This window comes from Morococcus cerebrosus, from assembly GCF_022749515.1.
GTDB lineage: Bacteria > Pseudomonadota > Gammaproteobacteria > Burkholderiales > Neisseriaceae > Neisseria > Neisseria cerebrosa.
The window spans coordinates 2,018,803-2,037,340 of record NZ_CP094242.1 but is presented as its reverse complement, the minus strand read 5'-3'; the positions used below and the strand labels follow the sequence as shown (position 1 = coordinate 2,037,340).

15 protein-coding genes are annotated in these 18,538 nt (G+C 49.8%); 11 read left to right on the top strand and 4 right to left on the bottom strand.

The window, feature by feature from the left end; genetic code table 11:
• Positions 1 to 70 precede the first annotated feature (70 nt).
• The 3 genes from MON37_RS09570 to ilvB all read right to left on the bottom strand — a co-directional run bounded on the left by MON37_RS09570 (position 71) and on the right by ilvB (position 2,657).
• On the bottom strand, positions 71 to 364 hold the full coding sequence (locus tag MON37_RS09570; RefSeq protein ID WP_003674893.1) for a putative quinol monooxygenase: 294 nt from the start codon (positions 362 to 364) through the stop codon (positions 71 to 73).
• A gap of 62 nt (positions 365 to 426) precedes the next feature.
• Positions 427 to 918 (bottom strand): acetolactate synthase small subunit, encoded by a 492-nt coding sequence (gene ilvN, locus MON37_RS09565; protein WP_003766119.1) that lies wholly within the window; start codon positions 916 to 918, stop codon positions 427 to 429.
• A gap of 11 nt (positions 919 to 929) precedes the next feature.
• Positions 930 to 2,657, bottom strand: a complete 1,728-nt coding sequence (ilvB, locus tag MON37_RS09560; RefSeq protein WP_039407734.1) for a biosynthetic-type acetolactate synthase large subunit — start codon at positions 2,655 to 2,657, stop codon at positions 930 to 932.
• Between the two features lie 447 nt (positions 2,658 to 3,104).
• Here ilvB and MON37_RS09555 point away from each other — a divergent pair, with 447 nt between their 5' ends.
• The 5 genes from MON37_RS09555 to MON37_RS09535 all read left to right on the top strand — a co-directional run bounded on the left by MON37_RS09555 (position 3,105) and on the right by MON37_RS09535 (position 10,320).
• The gene (locus MON37_RS09555; RefSeq protein ID WP_107986463.1) at positions 3,105 to 3,365 is read left to right on the top strand and encodes a helix-turn-helix domain-containing protein; all 261 of its coding nucleotides are present in this window, start codon (positions 3,105 to 3,107) and stop codon (positions 3,363 to 3,365) included.
• A 157-nt stretch (positions 3,366 to 3,522) separates the two neighbouring features.
• A complete protein-coding gene (locus MON37_RS09550) occupies positions 3,523 to 4,527 on the top strand; it encodes an IS5 family transposase (RefSeq protein ID WP_242883640.1) in 1,005 nt (334 codons plus the stop codon).
• 152 nt (positions 4,528 to 4,679) lie between these two features.
• The gene (locus MON37_RS09545) at positions 4,680 to 5,588 is read left to right on the top strand and encodes a transposase (protein WP_242883830.1); all 909 of its coding nucleotides are present in this window, start codon (positions 4,680 to 4,682) and stop codon (positions 5,586 to 5,588) included.
• A 137-nt stretch (positions 5,589 to 5,725) separates the two neighbouring features.
• Positions 5,726 to 7,504, top strand: coding sequence for a transferrin-binding protein-like solute binding protein (locus MON37_RS09540; protein ID WP_039407678.1), 1,779 nt, complete (start codon positions 5,726 to 5,728; stop codon positions 7,502 to 7,504).
• Between the two features lie 86 nt (positions 7,505 to 7,590).
• On the top strand, positions 7,591 to 10,320 hold the full coding sequence (locus tag MON37_RS09535; protein WP_039407681.1) for a lactoferrin/transferrin family TonB-dependent receptor: 2,730 nt from the start codon (positions 7,591 to 7,593) through the stop codon (positions 10,318 to 10,320).
• A gap of 105 nt (positions 10,321 to 10,425) precedes the next feature.
• Here the strand turns inward: MON37_RS09535 and MON37_RS09530 are convergent, their stop codons facing one another.
• Positions 10,426 to 11,568, bottom strand: a complete 1,143-nt coding sequence (locus tag MON37_RS09530; protein WP_039407684.1) for an extracellular solute-binding protein — start codon at positions 11,566 to 11,568, stop codon at positions 10,426 to 10,428.
• Positions 11,569 to 11,871: 303 nt separating this feature from the next.
• On the opposite strand from MON37_RS09530, the gene rpsT reads away from it, so the two are divergent.
• The 6 genes from rpsT to MON37_RS09500 all read left to right on the top strand — a co-directional run bounded on the left by rpsT (position 11,872) and on the right by MON37_RS09500 (position 18,483).
• The gene (gene rpsT, locus MON37_RS09525; RefSeq protein ID WP_039407687.1) at positions 11,872 to 12,135 is read left to right on the top strand and encodes a 30S ribosomal protein S20; all 264 of its coding nucleotides are present in this window, start codon (positions 11,872 to 11,874) and stop codon (positions 12,133 to 12,135) included.
• A 240-nt stretch (positions 12,136 to 12,375) separates the two neighbouring features.
• Entirely contained in the window at positions 12,376 to 13,596 is a 1,221-nt protein-coding gene (locus tag MON37_RS09520; RefSeq protein WP_039407690.1) for a phospholipase A, read from the top strand.
• Between the two features lie 158 nt (positions 13,597 to 13,754).
• On the top strand, positions 13,755 to 14,456 hold the full coding sequence (locus MON37_RS09515; RefSeq protein WP_039407693.1) for a DUF502 domain-containing protein: 702 nt from the start codon (positions 13,755 to 13,757) through the stop codon (positions 14,454 to 14,456).
• A 62-nt stretch (positions 14,457 to 14,518) separates the two neighbouring features.
• Complete coding sequence (gene aspS / locus MON37_RS09510) at positions 14,519 to 16,327, top strand: aspartate--tRNA ligase (protein WP_039407696.1); 1,809 nt, start codon at positions 14,519 to 14,521, stop codon at positions 16,325 to 16,327.
• Positions 16,328 to 16,893: 566 nt separating this feature from the next.
• A complete protein-coding gene (locus tag MON37_RS09505; RefSeq protein ID WP_242883638.1) occupies positions 16,894 to 17,445 on the top strand; it encodes a hypothetical protein in 552 nt (183 codons plus the stop codon).
• A gap of 30 nt (positions 17,446 to 17,475) precedes the next feature.
• The gene (locus tag MON37_RS09500) at positions 17,476 to 18,483 is read left to right on the top strand and encodes an IS5 family transposase (RefSeq protein WP_242883637.1); all 1,008 of its coding nucleotides are present in this window, start codon (positions 17,476 to 17,478) and stop codon (positions 18,481 to 18,483) included.
• Positions 18,484 to 18,538: the final 55 nt, after the last annotated feature.

Here is an 18,538-nt window from a genome sequence, read left to right as displayed (position 1 = left end):
ATTTCCTTTGGGTAAAATGGATTCCGGCTTTGTGTTGAGGATGCCGGACGGTTGGATTGAGGGTAAAGGGTTAAACGGAGAGTTCTTCCATCAAAACGATTTCGAGCGCATCGGTTTTGCCGTCGATGGCTTTGACGAAACCTTGGAAATGTTCGCTGGCGTTGTGCGCGTCGATGGCTGCTTGGGATTTCCAGTTTTCGACGAAGACGAAACGTTCGGGTTTGCCGATTTCCTGATGCAAATCGTAGCTGATGTTGCCTTCTTCCGCGCGGCTGGCTTTGACCAGGCTTTGGAACAAGGGTTTCAGCGTTTCCGTGTATTCGGGTTTGACGGTAACCAGCGCGACGATTTTAATGTTTGACATCAATCTCTCCTGCCGTTTTTGTTTTCAGACGACCTCCTAGGTCGTCTGAAAAACCGACGGCGTTAAATTTTCAAAATACGCTCGCCACGGCCGATGCCGGCTGCGCCTGTGCGTACGGTTTCCAAAATCTGGGCGCGTCCGACGGTTTCGAGGAAGGAGTCGAGTTTGTCGGTCGAACCTGTGATTTCGATGGTGTAGCTGCGGTCGGTTACGTCGATGATGCTGCCACGGTAGATTTCGGTCAGGCGTAAAAATTCGTCGCGGTCTTTGCCGACGGCGCGGACTTTTACCAACATCAATTCGCGTTCGACAAAACGGCTTTCGTTCAAATCGACCACTTTGACCACCTCAATCAATTTATTGAGTTGCTTGGTGATTTGTTCGATGACTTGCTCGTCGCCATGGGTAACGATGGTCATGCGTGAAAGGGTTTTGTCTTCGGTCGGGGCTACTGCCAAGGAGTCGATGTTATAGTCGCGAGCGGAGAAGAGGCCGACCACGCGGCTCATCGCGCCTGATTCGTTTTCCATCAGAACAGATAAGATATGTCGCATTGTCGTTCTCCTTACGCTTTCGGGTTTTCGCGCATATGCGGCGGCAGGACCATTTCGTCCAAACCTTTGCCGTTGCCGACCATGGGCAGCACGTTTTGTTTCTTATCGGTCAAGAAGTCGATAAATACCAGACGGTCTTTTTGTTTGACCGCTTCCAAAAGCGCGCCTTCAACATCGGATTTTTTGTCCACGCGGATGCCGATATGTCCGTATGCTTCCGCCAGTTTGACGAAATCGGGCAGAGAATCGAAATAGGTTTCCGATTCGCGGTTGCCGTAATACAGCTCCTGCCATTGGCGGACCATGCCGAGGTAGCCGTTGTTGAGGGTAACGACGTTTACCGGAATGCGGTATTGGAAGCAGGTGGACAATTCTTGGATGTTCATCTGAATCGAACCTTCGCCGGTAATGCAGAACACGTCTTGATCGGGGGCGGCAAGTTTCGCGCCCATCGCATACGGCAAACCTACACCCATCGTACCCAAGCCGCCGGAATTGAGCCATTGGCGCGGGCGTTCGAACGGATAATATTGCGCCGCGAACATTTGGTGTTGTCCTACGTCCGAAGTGATGATGGCGGAGTTGTTGGTGATTTCGGCAAGTTTCTGCACGACGTATTGCGGCTTGATGATTTCGCTGTCGTTGTCAAACCACAGACAGTCGCGCGAACGCCATTCTTCGATGCTTTTCCACCATTTGTCTAAAGAATCGGACGCAGGAGTCGTATCTTGTTTGCCCCACAAGCCGATCATTTCAGTCAACACGTTTTTCACGTCGCCGACAATCGGAATATCGACTTTGACGCGTTTGGCGATGCTGGACGGGTCAACATCAATATGAATGACTTTTTTGGCTTTTTCAAAGAATTTGGACGGAACGGATACGACACGGTCGTCAAAACGCGCGCCCACTGCCAACACGACATCCGCATTTTGCATGGCAAGGTTGGCTTCGTAAGTGCCGTGCATCCCCAGCATGCCTAAGAATTGGCGGTCGCTTGAAGGGTACGCGCCCAGCCCCATCAGTGTGCCGGTACACGGTGCGCCCGTCATGCGGACGAACTTAGTCAGCTCTTCCGAAGCATTGCCCAATACCACGCCGCCGCCGAAATAAACGACCGGACGTTTGGCGGAAGCCAACATTTGGATGGCTTTTTTAATCTGCCCGATATGGCCTTGCACGACAGGTTGGTAAGAGCGGATAAAGATGTCTTCCTGCGGATAGCTGAATTTCGCCATTGCCTGCGTTACATCTTTGGGAATATCGACCACGACCGGGCCGGGTCGGCCGCTGGCGGCGATTTGGAATGCTTTTTTAATGGTCTCGGCAAGCTCGTTGACGTTGGTTACCAAGAAATTGTGTTTGACGCACGGACGGGTAATGCCGACCGTATCCACCTCTTGAAACGCATCCGTACCGATGAGCGAATTGCCGACCTGTCCGCTGATGACCACCATCGGAATAGAGTCGCTGTATGCGGTGGCAATGCCGGTCAACGCATTGGTCACGCCCGGTCCGGAAGTAACCAGCGCAACGCCAACTTTGCCGCTGACGCGCGCATACGCATCTGCCGCGTGTACCGCCGCCTGCTCGTGGCGTGCCAGGATGTGCTTGAATTTATTGAGTTGGAAAATAGCGTCGTAGATTTCGATGACTGCGCCGCCCGGATAGCCGAAAACATACTCTACACCTTCGGCTTTGAGACTTTGCACTATGATTTGTGCGCCTGATAATTGCATAATGACCTCTTTTATATGGTTTCAAACCAATAGGGGCAACCCGCCTCGCCACAGCACCTGTAATGCAAGCCCTCCAAGCAGCGGTTTAGGGTACGCGCATTGAAGAAACACGGCGACAGTCAAACTGTCCAATCAATTCGAATGAAACACAGAGTTTATGAATGAAAGAATGCAAACGATAACGCAAACCGTCTATTCAATCAAGACAAAATCTTTCATCTTTTAACGTTGTTTGAATATTGTGAAGATTGTTTTTTGATTTTTATAGGATAAATATGATTTGGGTTTCTTGGTTTTTGTATCTTTGTCCATAAAATTGTTGACATTTTGAATGTAGGATTGAAAGGTGCTTTCTCAGTTTGATTCATAAGAAAAGGTCGTCTGAAAACTGAACTGCACCCCAAAAGTTGGAGACATACCCTCCAACCACCAAGGTGCAGTTTTTTTATGAGCAAATATACATTACACTTCAAATACCAAGCCGTACTCCACTACCTGCACATACGCAGCCAACAGCGTACCGCAGACCACTACGGCATCTCCCGAACCCACCTGCGGCGATGGATACGCGCCTATCAGGAAGGCGGTATCGGCGCACTCGAACATCCCCAATCCAAAACCATGACCGAACACCGCAAAAACCCCTTCATCGCCGACAAACCCGATCACGAAAAAACACAGGCAGAGCTTATCGAAGAGTTGTGCTGAGACCTTTGCAAAATTCCCCAAAATCCCCTAAATTCCCACCAAGACATTTAGGGGATTTTCCATGAGCACCTTCTTCCGGCAAACCGCACAAGCCGAGACCTTTGCAAAATTCCCCAAAACCCCCTAAATTCCCACCAAGACATTTAGGGGATTTTTCATGAGCACCTTCTTCCAACAAACCGCACAAGCCATGATTGCCAAACACATCGACCGCTTCCCACTATTGAAGTTGGATCAAGTGATTGATTGGCAACCGATCGAACAATACCTGAATCGTCAAAGAACCCGTTACGTCCGAGACCACCGCGGCCGTCCCGCCTATCCCCTGTTGTCCATGTTCAAAGCCGTCCTGCTCGGACAATGGCACAGCCTTTCCGATCCCGAACTCGAACACAGCCTCATCACCCGCATCGATTTCAACCTGTTTTGCCGTTTTGACGAACTGAGCATCCCCGATTACAGCACCTTATGCCGCTACCGCAACTGGCTGGCGCAAGACAACACCCTGTCCGAATTGCTGGAATTGATTAACTGCCAACTGGCCGAAAAAAACCTAAAAGTAGAGAAAGCATCCGCCGCCGTCATTGACGCCACCATTATTCAAACTGCCGGCAGCAAACAGCGTCAGGCCATAGAAGTCGATGAAGAAGGACAAGTCAGCGGCCAAACCACACCGAGTAAGGACAAAGATGCCCGTTGGACAAAGAAAAACGGCCTCTACAAACTCGGTTACAAACAACATACCCGTACCGATGAGGAAGGCTATATCGAGAAACTGCACATCACCCCCGCCAATACCCATGAGTGCAACCACCTGTTGCCTTTGCTGGAGGGCATTGAAGGTACGACCGTCTATGCCGATAAAGGCTACGACAGTGCGGAAAACCGGCAACATCTGAAAGAGCATCAGTTGCTGGACGGCATTATGCGCAAAGCCCACCGCAACCGTCCGCTGACGGAAGTGCAAACCAAACGCAACCGATATTTGTCGAAGACCCGTTATGTGGTCGAACAAAGCTTTGGTACGCTGCACCGTAAATTCCGCTATGCCCGGGCAGCCTATTTCGGGCTGATTAAAGTGAGTGCGCAAAGCCATCTGAAGGCGATGTGTTTGAACCTATTGAAAGCAGCTAACAGGTTAAGTGTGTCTGTTGCCGCCTAAAAGGTGACCCGGATACCTGATTATCAGGTATCCGGGGAGGATTAAGGGGGTATTTGGGTAAAATTAGGCGTAATTAGGGGCGAAAACAGCTGAAAACCTGTGTTTGGGTTCCGGCTGTCGAAGGAAGGGCTTTTTTGCAAAGGTCTCAAGCCATGATTGCCAAACACATCGACCGCTTCCCACTATTGAAGTTGGATCAAGTGATTGATTGGCAACTGATCGAGCAATACCTGAATCGTCAAAAAACCCGTTACCTCCGAGACCACCGCGGCCGTCCCGCCTATCCCCTTTTGTCCATGTTCAAAGCCGTCCTGCTCGGACAATGGCACAACCTTTCCGATCCCGAACTCGAACACAGCCTTATCACCCGCATCGATTTCAACCTGTTTTGTCGTTTTGACGAACTGAGCATCCCCGATTACAGCACCTTATGCTGCTACCGCAACTGGCTGGCGCAAGACGACACCCTGTCCGAATTGCTGGAACTGATTAACTGCCAACTGACCGAAAAAGGCCTAAAAATAGAGAAAGCATCCGCTGCCGTCATTGACGCCACCATTATTCAGACCGCCGGCAGCAAACAGCGTCAGGCTATAGAAGTCGATGAAGAAGGACAAGTCAGCGGCCAAACCACACCGAGTAAGGACAAAGATGCCCGTTGGACAAAGAAAAACGGCCTCTACAGACTCGGTTACAAACAACATACCCGTACCGATGAGGAAGGTTGGTTGGAACATGAAGTTACCCACCTGACCGTATGCGAATACCTCAAACCATTGCTTGCACACGGCATCGATACGCTGGTGTTGGGCTGCACGCACTTTCCCTTGCTCAAGCCCTTAATCGGTAGGGAGGCGGGTAATGTCGCGTTGGTTGATTCTACAATTACGACGGCTGAAGAAACAGCACGCGTCCTTGCGCAGGAGGAATTACTCAATACTGACAACAATAATCCCGACTATCGTTTTTATGTCAGCGATATTCCTTTGAAATTCAGAACGATAGGCGAACGTTTTCTGGGTAGGACGATGGAGCAGATTGAAATGGTGTCTTTGGGTTAGGCAAGGTTTGCTCAAACACCCGCATATCCGGAGTAAGGATGTGCGGGTGTTTTTTGTGAAGGTACGTCAGAAAATGTTTGCAAATTACATTTTAAGTTAATAAAATATAAACTATTATCATTTTTAAAAAAGTTGATATGAAAAATTCACTTATTGCCCAAGCAGCCGGTATCCTGCCTGTGCTGCTGCTTTCTGCCTGCGCGGGCGGCGGCAGTTTCGATTTGGACAGCGTGGAAACGAAACAGCACAACCCGCAGTCCGAAGCACCGAAATACCAAGACGAACAGACTGAAAAACCGGCAAAACCCGATGAAGCGCAGGCGGCGGAAAACGACCGTCCGGTTTACGGTTTTGCAGCCAAAATACCGCGTCGGAACTGGCACCCGAAAAATAAAGAAGATCATAAGGCATTATCAGAAGCGGATTGGGAGAAATTAGGTGCGGGTGAGCCGGGTGAGTTTCCCCAAAAGAATGAGATTTTTGCGATGGATAAGGGTACGCTGAACGAATCCATCACAACGGGCGACGGCAAAAGCCGTGTGGAAGGATACACGGATTTCCAATATGTCCGCTCGGGCTATATCTACCGCAACGGTGCCAATAAAATCGATTTCAAAAACAATATCGCCCTTTCCGGCGCGGACGGCTACCTTTTCTATAAAGGCAGCAATCCTTCCCAAGCTCTGCCGATGGGCAAGTCGATTTACAAAGGCACTTGGGATTATGTAACCGATGCCAAGGAAAAACAGAAGTTTTCCCAGTTGGGTAATTCGCAAGCGGGCGATAGGTACGGGGCTTTGTCTGCCGAGGAAGCGGATGTGTTGCGCAATAAAAGCGAGGCACCGGAAGGTCAGACCGATTTTGGGCTGACCAGCGAGTTTGAGGTGGATTTCGCCGCCAAGACCATGACCGGCGTGCTCTACCGCAATAACCGGATTACCCATAACGAAACCGAAAATAAAGCCAAACAAATTAAACGTTACGACATTCAGGCTAACCTGCACGGTAACCGTTTCAAAGGTAAGGCGTTGGCTGCAGATAAAGATACTGGGAACGGTCATCCCTTCGTTTCTGATTCTGATAGTCTGGAAGGTGGTTTCTACGGGCCTCAGGGCGATGAGTTGGGCGGCAAGTTTTTGGCAAACGATAAGAAAGTGCTTGCCGTATTCAGCGCGAAACAGAAAGACGGTGCAGAAAAACCATTGGCTGAAACCTTTATGGACGCTTACCGCATCGGTGCGGATTTTGTGAAAAAACAGATAGACAGCTTCGGCAACGTGGCCAAACTGCTGATTGACGGCGTAGAGCTTGCGCTTGTGCCGTCCGAAGGCACTCAGACGGCATTCCAGCATATATTTGAGAAAGACGGTGTGAAGGTGTCGGTATGCTGCTCCAATTTGGATTACCTGCATTTCGGGGTGTTGGAACACGGCGGTTCGCACGATATGTTCCTGCAGGGCAGCCGTACGCCGGTTTCCGATATGCCTGTAACGGCGGGAGAGGCGGTATATCGCGGTACATGGTCGGGTACTATTGTTAATGGTACGAGCTGGAGTGCCGAACCTTCCAATAAGGAAGGCGGTAACCGGGCGGAGTTTAAAGTTAATTTTGCCGAGAAAACCCTCAACGGTATGCTGACGGCGAAAGACCGCATTGCCCCCGTATTCACCATCACTGCCACGATTCAGGGCAACGGTTTTTCAGGTGTGGCGAAAACCGGTGAAAACGGCTTTGCATTAGATCCGAAAAATACCATCGATCCGAAACGGACGAATATCCGTGCAGATGTGTCCGGCGGCTTCTACGGCAAAAACGCCATTGAGATGGGCGGATCGTTCTCCGGAAATACATTGGAGGGAGAAAGCGGCAAGTCGGCAGTGGTATTCGGTACGAAACGCCAACAGCTTGTCCGGTAAACTGGGCTGCCGGTTGACAGAGGAAAATTCTTCAGACGGCATATCGGCTTTAAATGCCGTCTGAAGGCAGTAAGTAGAGAAATGATATGAAACAGCAACATTTGTTCCGATTAAATATTTTATGCCTGTCGCTGATGACTGCGCTGCCTGCTTATGCGGATGTTTTACCGTCCGGACAAGTGTGGGAAAAGCAGCTCGATACCGTGCAGGTCAATGCGAAAAAACAGAAAACCCGCCGTGATAACGAAGTAACCGGGCTGGGCAAGCTGGTTAAATCTTCCGAGACGCTAAGTAAAGAACAGGTTTTGAATATCCGAGACCTGACCCGTTACGATCCGGGTATTGCCGTGGTCGAACAGGGTCGGGGCGCAAGTTCCGGCTATTCAATACGTGGCATGGATAAAAACCGCGTTTCCTTAACGGTAGACGGCGTTTCGCAAATACAGTCCTACACCGCGCAGGCGGCATTGGGTGGGACGAGGACGGCGGGCAGCAGCGGCGCAATCAATGAAATTGAGTATGAAAACGTTAAGGCCGTTGAAATCAGCAAGGGTTCGAATTCATCAGAATACGGAAACGGCGCATTGGCAGGTTCGGTCGCATTTCAAACCAAAACCGCAGCCGACATTATCGGAGAGGGAAAACAGTGGGGCATTCAGAGTAAAACTGCCTATTCTGGAAAAGACCATGCCCTGACACAGTCCCTTGCGCTTGCAGGACGCAGCGGCGGCGCGGAAGCCCTCCTTATTTATACTAAACGGCGGGGGAAGGAAATCCACGCGCATAAAGATGCTGGTAAAGGTGTGCAAAGTTTCAACCGGCTGATGCCGGTCGAGGATACCCATCCGTACGCAAATTTCATTGTCGAAGAGGAGTGTTCCAATGGATATGCGGCCTGTAAAGACAATGCGAAAAAAGATGCTTTGGCCAAAGATGAGCGCAAAACCGCCAGCACGCAGGATTATACCGGCCCCAGCCGCTTCCTTGCGGACCCGCTTGAGTATGGCAGACAATCATGGCTGTTCCGACCGGGTTGGCATTTGGACAACCGCCATTATGTCGGAGCCGTTCTTGAACGTACGCAGCAGACCTTTGATACACGGGATATGACTGTTCCTGCCTATTTTACCGAGGCCGATCTGAATGAAAGTGTCCGGAGAAACGGTACGCCGAGCGGCTTTGGCAAATATTCGGGCAATAATAAGGCCGAAAGGCTGTTTGTTCAGGGAGAGGGCGGTACATTGCAGGGTATCGGTTACGGTACCGGCGTGTTTTATGATGAACGCCATACTAAAAACCGGTACGGGGTCGAATATGTTTACCATAATGCTGACAAGGATACCTGGGCCGATTACGCCCGACTTTCTTATGACCGGCAAGGTATAGATTTGGACAACCGTTTGCAGCAGACGCATTGCTCTCACGACGGTTCGGATAAAAATTGCCGTCCCGACGGCAATAAACCGTATTCCTTCTATAAATCCGACCGGATGATTTATGAAGAAAGCCGAAACCTGTTCCAAGCAGTATTTAAAAAGGCATTTGATACGGCCAAAATTCGTCACAATCTGAGTATCAATCTAGGGTACGACCGCTTTAAGTCGCAATTGTCCCACAGCGATTATTATCTTCAAAACGCAGTTCAGGCATATGGATCGAAAATCCCGGAAGGGGCGCAGTCACCCAACGGAAGCCAAGGCAAACCGTATTGGGTGTCTATCGGCAAGACCACGGTCAATACATCGCCGATATGCCGTTTCGGCAATAACACCTATACAGACTGCACACCGAGGAATATCGGCGGCAACGGTTATTATGCAGCCGTTCAAGACAATGTTCGTTTGGGCAGGTGGGCGGATGTCGGAGCAGGTATACGTTACGATTACCGCAGTACGCATTCGGAAGATAAGAGTGTCTCTACCGGCACTCACCGCAACCTTTCTTGGAACGCAGGCGTAGTCCTCAAGCCTTTCACCTGGATGGATTTGACTTATCGCGCTTCTACGGGCTTCCGTCTACCGTCGTTTGCCGAAATGTACGGCTGGAGAGCTGGGGAGTCTTTGAAAACGTTGGATCTGAAACCGGAAAAATCCTTTAATAGAGAGACAGGTATTGTATTTAAAGGGGACTTCGGCAATTTGGAAGCCAGCTATTTCAACAATGCTTATCGCGACCTGATTGCATTCGGTTATGAAACCCGAACTCAAAACGGGCAAACTTCGGCTTCTGGCGACCCCGGATACCGAAATGCTCAAAATGCACGGATAGCCGGTATCAATATTTTGGGTAAAATCGATTGGCACGGTGTATGGGGCGGGTTGCCGGACGGGTTGTATTCCACGCTTGCCTATAACCGTATCAAGGTCAAAGATGCCGATATACGCGCCGACAGGACGTTTGTAACTTCATATCTCTTTGATGCCGTCCAACCTTCACGATATGTATTGGGTTTGGGTTACGACCATCCTGACGGAATATGGGGCATCAATACGATGTTTACTTATTCCAAGGCAAAATCTGTTGACGAACTGCTAGGCAGCCAGGCGCTGTTGAACGGTAATGCCAATGCTAAAAAAGCAGCATCACGGCGGACGCGGCCTTGGCATGTTACGGATGTTTCCGGATATTACAATATCAAGAAACACCTGACCCTGCGCGCAGGCGTGTATAACCTCTTCAACTACCGGTATACCACTTGGGAGTCTGTAAGGCAGACTGCCGAAGGAGCGGTCAATAGGCACAATAATGTCGGCAGGTATAACCGCTACGCCGCACCGGGACGAAATTACACCCTGACTTTGGAGATGAAGTTTTAACCTAAGTAACCGTGCATCAAGGCAATAGGTGAACGGCACGGATATTGCGGTAAAATTAGAAACGCCGTCTGAAGAATTTCAGACGGCGTTTTTGAATATTCCGGATTAATTGGAGCCGACTTTGATTTTTTGCCACAAGTTGACAGACAGTTTTTTCGCATCTGCGCTCATTTGAGGCATCACGAAACCGTCTTTCATGTCTTGCTCGTTCGGGAAAATAGAACGTGTGTTCACCAGCTCGGCAGGCATTTTTTCGCGTGCCGGTTTGCTGGCCGGCGCGAAGGTAACGGCAATACCGTTTTTCGCAGCCACTTCGGGATCAAGCGTGTAGTTGATGTATTTGTGGGCATTGGCGATGTTTTTCGCATCAGCAGGAATCAACCAAGACTCGATCCAGAAGCCCATGCCTTTCGGCGTCAAGACTTCAATACCGACATTGTTTTTCACTTCTTCGGAACGGGCTTTCGCCAAGTTCAAGTCGCCGCCGTTACCCGCTGCGAGACAGATGTCGCCGCGCGCCAATTCGTCAATAATAGACGGACTGAAACGTTTTACATCGGGACGGATGGTTTTTAGCACTTCCGCCGCTGCTTTCAAATCATCAGGATTTGTACCTTTAGGATCTTTACCCAAGTAATTCAACAAAATCGGGAACATTTCGCTCGGCGTATCCCACAGGGCGATGCCGCATGATTTCAGCTTGTTGGTGTATTCGGGCTTGAACAGCAAATCCCAACCGTTTTCAGGCAGCTTACCACCCAAAAGCTCCTTACCCTTCGCCGTAATCGCCAAAGTGTTGACACCGGAGAAATAAGGAACGGCATACTGGTTGCCCGGATCGGCAGTTTCCAGCATTTTCAACAATTCGGGATCGATGTTTTTGTAATTGGGAATCAGGTCTTTATTGACTTTCTGATAAGCACCCGCTTCGATTTGACGGGGCAGGAAAGCGATACCGGGAACGACCAAGTCATAGCCGGATTTGCCGGTCAGCATTTTGGCTTCGAGGGTTTCGTTGTTTTCGTAAAGGTCGTAGGTCAGCTTCAGATTATTGGCTTTTTTGAAGTCTTCAACGGTACTCTCGTCAACGTAGTTCGACCAGTTGTAGATGTTCAAAGTATCGGTGGCGGCTGCTTCGGCATTGGCAACAGGCGCGCTGCCTGCTTGAGGTTGCTCGGTTTTTTTCTCGCCACCGCCGCAAGCGGCCAGCGATAATGCCGCCAATACGGCTAATACGGATTTTTTCATACGGGCATATTCCTGATGAAAGATTGTTAACAGAAAATGAACACTCTGCACCCCATCAATACCCCGGCGCAAAGCGGGGCTATTGTAATGGAAGTAGGTGAGAACTCAAAGCAATATCTGACTGATTTTTATTGAAATAAGGCACGATTTCTTAGACTCGGGAAAACGGCGTTGCACAAGATGTCGTTTTTGGGCAAAATACGGGCGATTTGCGCGCGCAAACAGAGAAAATACTTGCATATAGAGAAATCTGTCTTTAAAATTGCGCGTTTACAGAATTTATTTTTTCAGGAGATATTTAATATGGCAAACAGCGTACAAGCCCGCAAACGTGCCCGCCAATCGGTTAAACAACGCGCCCACAACGCCAGCCTGCGTACTGCATTCCGTACCGCAGTGAAAAAAGTGTTGAAAGCAGTTGAAGCCGGCGACAAAGCTGCTGCTCAAGTAGTTTACCAAGAGTCCGTCAAAGTCATCGACCGTATCGCTGACAAAGGCGTATTCCACAAAAACAAAGCAGCCCGCCATAAGAGCCGTCTGTCTGCCAAAGTAAAAGCATTGGCTTAATCTTTTTCGTCTATCGTCTTGGTGTTTGATCACGTCGGGACGGGCAAGCAGATAACGATGCCCCTGAGGTCTTAACCTTTCAGGGGCATTGCCGTATGTGATGCAAGTTGATGTAAACTTTTCAGACGACCTGTCGTAAAGCAGGCGCAAGGCGGTAAAATGCGGTTTGATCTGTTTTTCACACGATTAATCTCGATTTCCAGGCAAAAGGTCGTCTGAAAACATCCAATCGGCAACCCCATGAATGAAATGATGAACAAGATGTTGAAACACAATTTGGCGCAAAGCGATGCCATAAAGAACAAAAAACCGTCATTAGCCAAATGTCGGCGCGCTTTGATGCTTATTCTTGTCGGCGGCGCAGCCGCCCCTGCCGCCTACGCCGACACGGCTTTGCAATGCACTTCCATTCAAGACAATGCCACCCGTTTGGCGTGTTACGACAGCATTTATTCGGCACAACTGCCGCCGCAAGCCCCGCTGCCCGTCATTCGCGAAGAAACCGCCAAAGCACCGGTCGATTTACCCAAAACCATCAGCACCAGCCGCGAGAAAAAAGCGGCGACGATTGTGTTTGACGAAAATAAAGAACAATCCACCCTTTCGGAAGACAATCTGCGTACTACTGCCGATGCCTACACGCCGTTGAGCCTGATGTACGATTTGGACAAAAACGACTCGCGCGGCTTATTGAGCGTGCGCGAACACAATCCTATGTACCTGATGCCCGCATGGTACAACAGCTCGCCCAACCTTCATCCCCACTCCCCTTCGCGCGGCACGACCAATCAGGAAAAATTCAGCGAACAGAAACACATAGAAACCAAACTTCAAGTTTCGTTCAAAAGCAAAATCGCCGAAGATTTGTTTAAAACCCGCGCGGATTTGTGGTTCGGCTACACCCAAAAATCCGATTGGCAGATTTATAACCAAGGCAGAAAATCCGCGCCGTTCCGCAATACCGATTACGAACCCGAAATTTTCCTGACCCAGCCCGTGAAGGCAGATTTACCGTTCGGCGGAAAACTGCGCATGGTCGGTGCAGGTTTTGTCCACCAATCCAACGGACAAAGCCGCCCCGAATCCCGCTCATGGAACCGCGTTTACGCGATGGCAGGGATGGAATGGGGCAAGCTGACCGTTATCCCGCGCGTGTGGATGCGCGCATTCGATCAGACCGGTGAAAACAACGATAATCCCGACATTACCGACTACATGGGTCATGGCGATTTGAAGCTGCAATACCGTCTGAACGACAAACAAAATATTTCGTCCCTGCTGCGCTACAATCCCAAAACCGGACACGGCGCGGTTGAAGCCGCCTACACTTTCCCGATTAAAGGCAAACTCAAAGGCGTCGTGCGCGGCTTTCACGGCTACGGCGAAAGCCTGATTGATTACAACCACAAACAAAACGGCATCGGCATCGGCCTGATGTTCAACGACTGGGACGGAATTTGACGCCCAACCCCGTTTTCAGACGACCTTTTACATCATGTTGTACATAGGTCGTCTGAAAGCAAAACAAACACCCTTCCCATATTAAAAACACTCGTTTCCTATCGCCCAAACGCGTATAATGCAACGTTTGGGCGATATTTGTCGGAATAACACAGAAGATGACAGAACAAACGGCCGAAGGCGGAAAAGTTGCCAAGGCATTAAAAAAATATCTGATTACAGGCATGCTGGTGTGGCTGCCGATAGCCGTAACCATTTGGGCGGTCAGCTATATCATATCTGCCGCCGACCGGCTGATCAGTCTGCTGCCCGAGCAATGGCAGCCTCAATATTTCTGGGGATTCAACATTCCCGGCTTGGGCATTATTGCCGCCATTGTCGTCTTGTTTCTGACCGGCGTGTTCGCCGCCAACGTTTTAGGACGCCAAATTCTCGCCGCATGGGACAGCCTGCTGGGACGGATTCCCGTCGTCAAGTCCATCTATTCCAGCGTCAAAAAAGTATCCGAGTCTCTGCTTTCCGACAGCAGCCGCTCGTTCAGAACGCCTGTATTGGTTCCGTTCCCGCAGCCCAACATTTGGACGATCGCCTTTGTTTCAGGACACATCCCCGACAAACTCAAAGGCAGCCTGCCGCACGATGACGACTATCTTTCCGTCTATGTGCCGACCACGCCCAATCCGACCGGCGGCTATTACATCATGGTGAAAAAGAGCGACGTGCGCGAACTCGATATGAGCGTAGACGAAGCATTGAAATATGTGATTTCGCTGGGTATGGTGATGCCGGATGAAGTTCGGGTCAAGGCTTTGGCAGAACACAGGTCGTCTGAAAACGGCGATACAGAACAAAACAATTAAGGTGTCTTTTTCAGACGACCTTTTCCTTCTTTTCAAATTGAACAATATAAAAAGGTGATTTTATGCGTACCAACTATTGCGGCCTGATCAGCGAGCAATACTTAGACCAAACCGTAACCGTCAAAGGCTGGGTACACCGCCGACGCGACCACGGCGGTGTGATTTTTATCGACCTGCGCGACCGCGAAGGCATTGTCCAAGTCGTGATTGACCCCGACACGCCCGAAGCGTTTGCCACTGCCGATTCCGCCCGCAACGAATACGTTTTGAGCATTACCGGCCGCGTGCGCAACCGTCCCGAAGGCACAACCAACGACAAAATGATTTCCGGCAAAATCGAAATTCTTGCCAAAGAAATCGAAGTATTGAACGCCGCTGCTACGCCGCCGTTCCAAATCGACGATGAAAACATCAGCGAAAACGTGCGCCTGACCAACCGCGTCATCGACCTGCGCCGTCCGGTGATGCAGCGCAACCTGCGCCTGCGTTATCAAGTCGCCATGGGCGTTCGCCGTTATCTGGACGCGCAAGGTTTCATCGACATCGAAACCCCGATGCTGACCCGCTCCACGCCTGAAGGCGCGCGCGACTACCTCGTGCCGAGCCGCGTTCATCCGGGCGAGTTTTTCGCGCTGCCGCAATCGCCGCAATTGTTCAAACAACTGTTGATGGTGGCGGGTTTCGACCGCTACTATCAAATCACCAAGTGCTTCCGCGACGAAGACTTGCGCGCCGACCGTCAACCTGAATTCACCCAAATCGACTTAGAAACCTCGTTCTTGAACGAGGATGAAATCATGGACATTACCGAAGGCATGGCAAAACAAGTCTTCCAAGACGCATTGGGCGTGGACTTGGGCGATTTCCCGCGTATGCCTTACTCGGAAGCCATGTTCTACTACGGCTCCGACAAACCCGATATGCGCATCAACCTGAAATTCACCGAGCTGACCGACCTGATGAAAACGGAAGAATTCAAAGTATTCCGTGGCGCAGCCGACATGAAAGGTGGCCGCGTGGTCGCTCTGCGTGTACCGAACGGCGCGAAATTCAGCCGCAAAGAAATCGACGAATACACCAAATTTGTCGGCATCTACGGCGCGAAAGGTTTGGCGTACATCAAAGTGAACGACGTCAGCAACCTTTCCAACGGCGAAGACAGCGGCCTGCAATCTCCAATCGTGAAATTCCTGTCCGAAAACACCCTGAAAGAAATCATCGAGCGTACTGGCGCACAAAACGGCGACATCATCTTCTTCGGCGCAGACAAAGCCAAAGTCGTGAACGAAGCCATCGGCGCACTGCGTATCAAAGTCGGCTTGGAACACGGCGCGGAAAACGGCTACTTCGTGGACGAATGGAAACCTTTGTGGGTCGTCGATTTCCCGATGTTCGAATACGACGAAGACGGCGACCGCTGGGCAGCCATGCACCATCCGTTCACCTCGCCCAAGCCAGGCCATGAAGACCTGATGGCGTCCGATCCTGAAAACTGCCTGGCCCGCGCCTACGACATGGTGTTGAACGGCTGGGAAATCGGTGGCGGTTCTATCCGTATCCACCGTGCCGACGTGCAGGAAAAAGTCTTTGCCGCACTGAAAATCAGCCCTGAAGAACAACAGGAAAAATTCGGCTTCCTCTTGGACAACCTGAAATTCGGCGCTCCTCCGCACGGCGGTTTGGCATTCGGTCTCGACCGTTTGGTTACGCTGATGACCGGCGCCGAATCCATCCGCGACGTGATTGCCTTCCCGAAAACCCAACGCGCCCAATGTCTGCTGACCAACGCGCCGAATGCGGTGGACGACAAACAACTGCGCGAATTGAGCTTGCGCCTGCGTCAAAAAGCGACCGAAAATAAAGAAGCGTAATTTTTAAAAGCAGGTGGGCAACACCTAATGATTGAAAGGTCGTCTGAAACCTAATTACACGGGTTTCAGACGACCTTTTTCATTGTTGGTAGCAAAGTATTGCGGAAAAGAGCTTTTTAATTCGGATTTGCTGCATGGTTCATGCTTTGGGGAGTTTTATCTGTTTGATTTGTATGTATTCGAAAGCCGTTGCTGATTTTTGTAAGCAGGGAAAAAAGGGGAGTGCATCGTGGTAAAAGAGGTTGTCTGATATTGAATCTAGGATTGTTATTATTCTTATGATTATGCGCTATTTGCAGGAAGGACTTATATAAATAGGACGTTTTGCATCATGTAATATTTATTACAGTTAATATTTTTTAACAAATCCAATGTTAAGGTTGTTTATTTTTTTGTTATTTTGATTTTTAATACTTGTATAACTTCGTAAAATATAAGAAAATTTCGCCATATCGCGTTTGTTTTTGAGTTTTTATGTTATTTGTTTAGCGGAGACTGTTAAGTAATAAATCCAAAGGGATGAAGTTGGAATGTAATATTATGAAAAATAATTTTAGAGGTGAATAATGTTGTTATTTACAATATTTGCGGTGTTGGTTCTTGGGATAATGTGCTTCTTGATGATTATCATGAGGATGCATATTAAACGCTTTGCCTATAACGTTACGCAGGATTATCGCTATGACTGTTTACCCCGGCATTTTGTAGCGCGATTGGAGGGTGGAGTTATAAAACTACCTCAAGAAGTGGATATTAATGATACGGTCTTGGCTGCGGTAAGCGTTGAAACTTCTTGGCTGGGGAAATGGTTGTTGCCCTATATTGAGATTGAAACCCGTAAAGGTATTTGGAAACATTACATCGAATACGGTGGTAGGGGGGTGAGATATTTGAACTTCAGCGATATGTTCGATGCTGAAAGTCGGGAAATTTTTTTGCGGGGCAGAAGGATATCGTTGGAAAATCAGGAAGTCAGACTGACTGTTTATCCGCGTATGTCTTTGGATGATAAAAAAATCCTAGTGCTTGCGCCGCACGCTGACGATGCGGAGTTGGCAGCTTACGGCCTGTATGAAAAATATGCTGAGACCTTTGCAAAATTCCCCAAAATCCCCTAAATTCCCATCAAGACATTTAGGGGATTTCCCATGAGCACCTTCTTCCGGCAAACCGCACAAGCCATGATCGCCAAACACATCGACCGCTTCCCATTATTGAAGTTGGATCAGGTGATTGATTGGCAACCGATCGAACAATACCTGAATCGTCAAAGAGCCCGTTACCTTCGAGACCACCGCGGCCGTCCCGCCTATCCACTGTTGTCCATGTTCAAAGCCGTCCTGCTCGGACAATGGCACAGCCTCTCCGATCCCGAACTCGAACACAGTCTCATCACCCGCATCGATTTCAACCTATTTTGCCGTTTTGACGAACTGAGCATCCCCGATTACAGCACCTTATGCCGCTACCGCAACTGGCTGGCGCAAGACGACACCCTGTCCGAATTGCTGGAACTGATTAACCGCCAACTGACCGAAAAAAACCTAAAAGTAGAGAAAGCATCCGCCGCCGTCATTGACGCCACCATTATTCAGACCGCCGGCAGCAAACAGCGTCAGGCCATAGAAGTCGACGAGGAAGGACAAGTCAGCGGCCAAACCACACCGAGTAAGGACAAAGATGCCCGTTGGACAAAGAAAAACGGCCTCTACAAACTCGGTTACAAACAACATACCCGTACCGATGAGGAAGGCTATATCGAGAAACTGCACATCACTCCTGCCAATACCCATGAGTGCAACCATCTGTCCCCTTTGTTGGAAGGCATTGCCGAAGGTACGACCGTCTATGCCGACAAAGGCTACGACAGCAAGGAAAACCGGCAACATCTGAAAGAGCATCAGTTGTTAGACGGCATTATGCGCAAAGCCTGCCGCAACCGTCCGCTGACGGAAGCGCAAACCAAACGCAACCGATATTTGTCGAAGACCCGTTATGTGGTCGAACAAAGCTTCGGTACGCTGCACCGTAAATTCCGCTACGCCCGGGCAGCCTATTTTGGTCTGCTCAAAGTGAGTGCGCAAAGCCATCTGAAGGCGATGTGTTTGAACCTGTTGAAAGCGGCCAACAGGCTAAGTGTGCCTGTTGCAGCCTAAAAGGCGGCCCGGATGCCTGATTATCGGGTATCCGGGGAGGATTAAGGGGGTATTT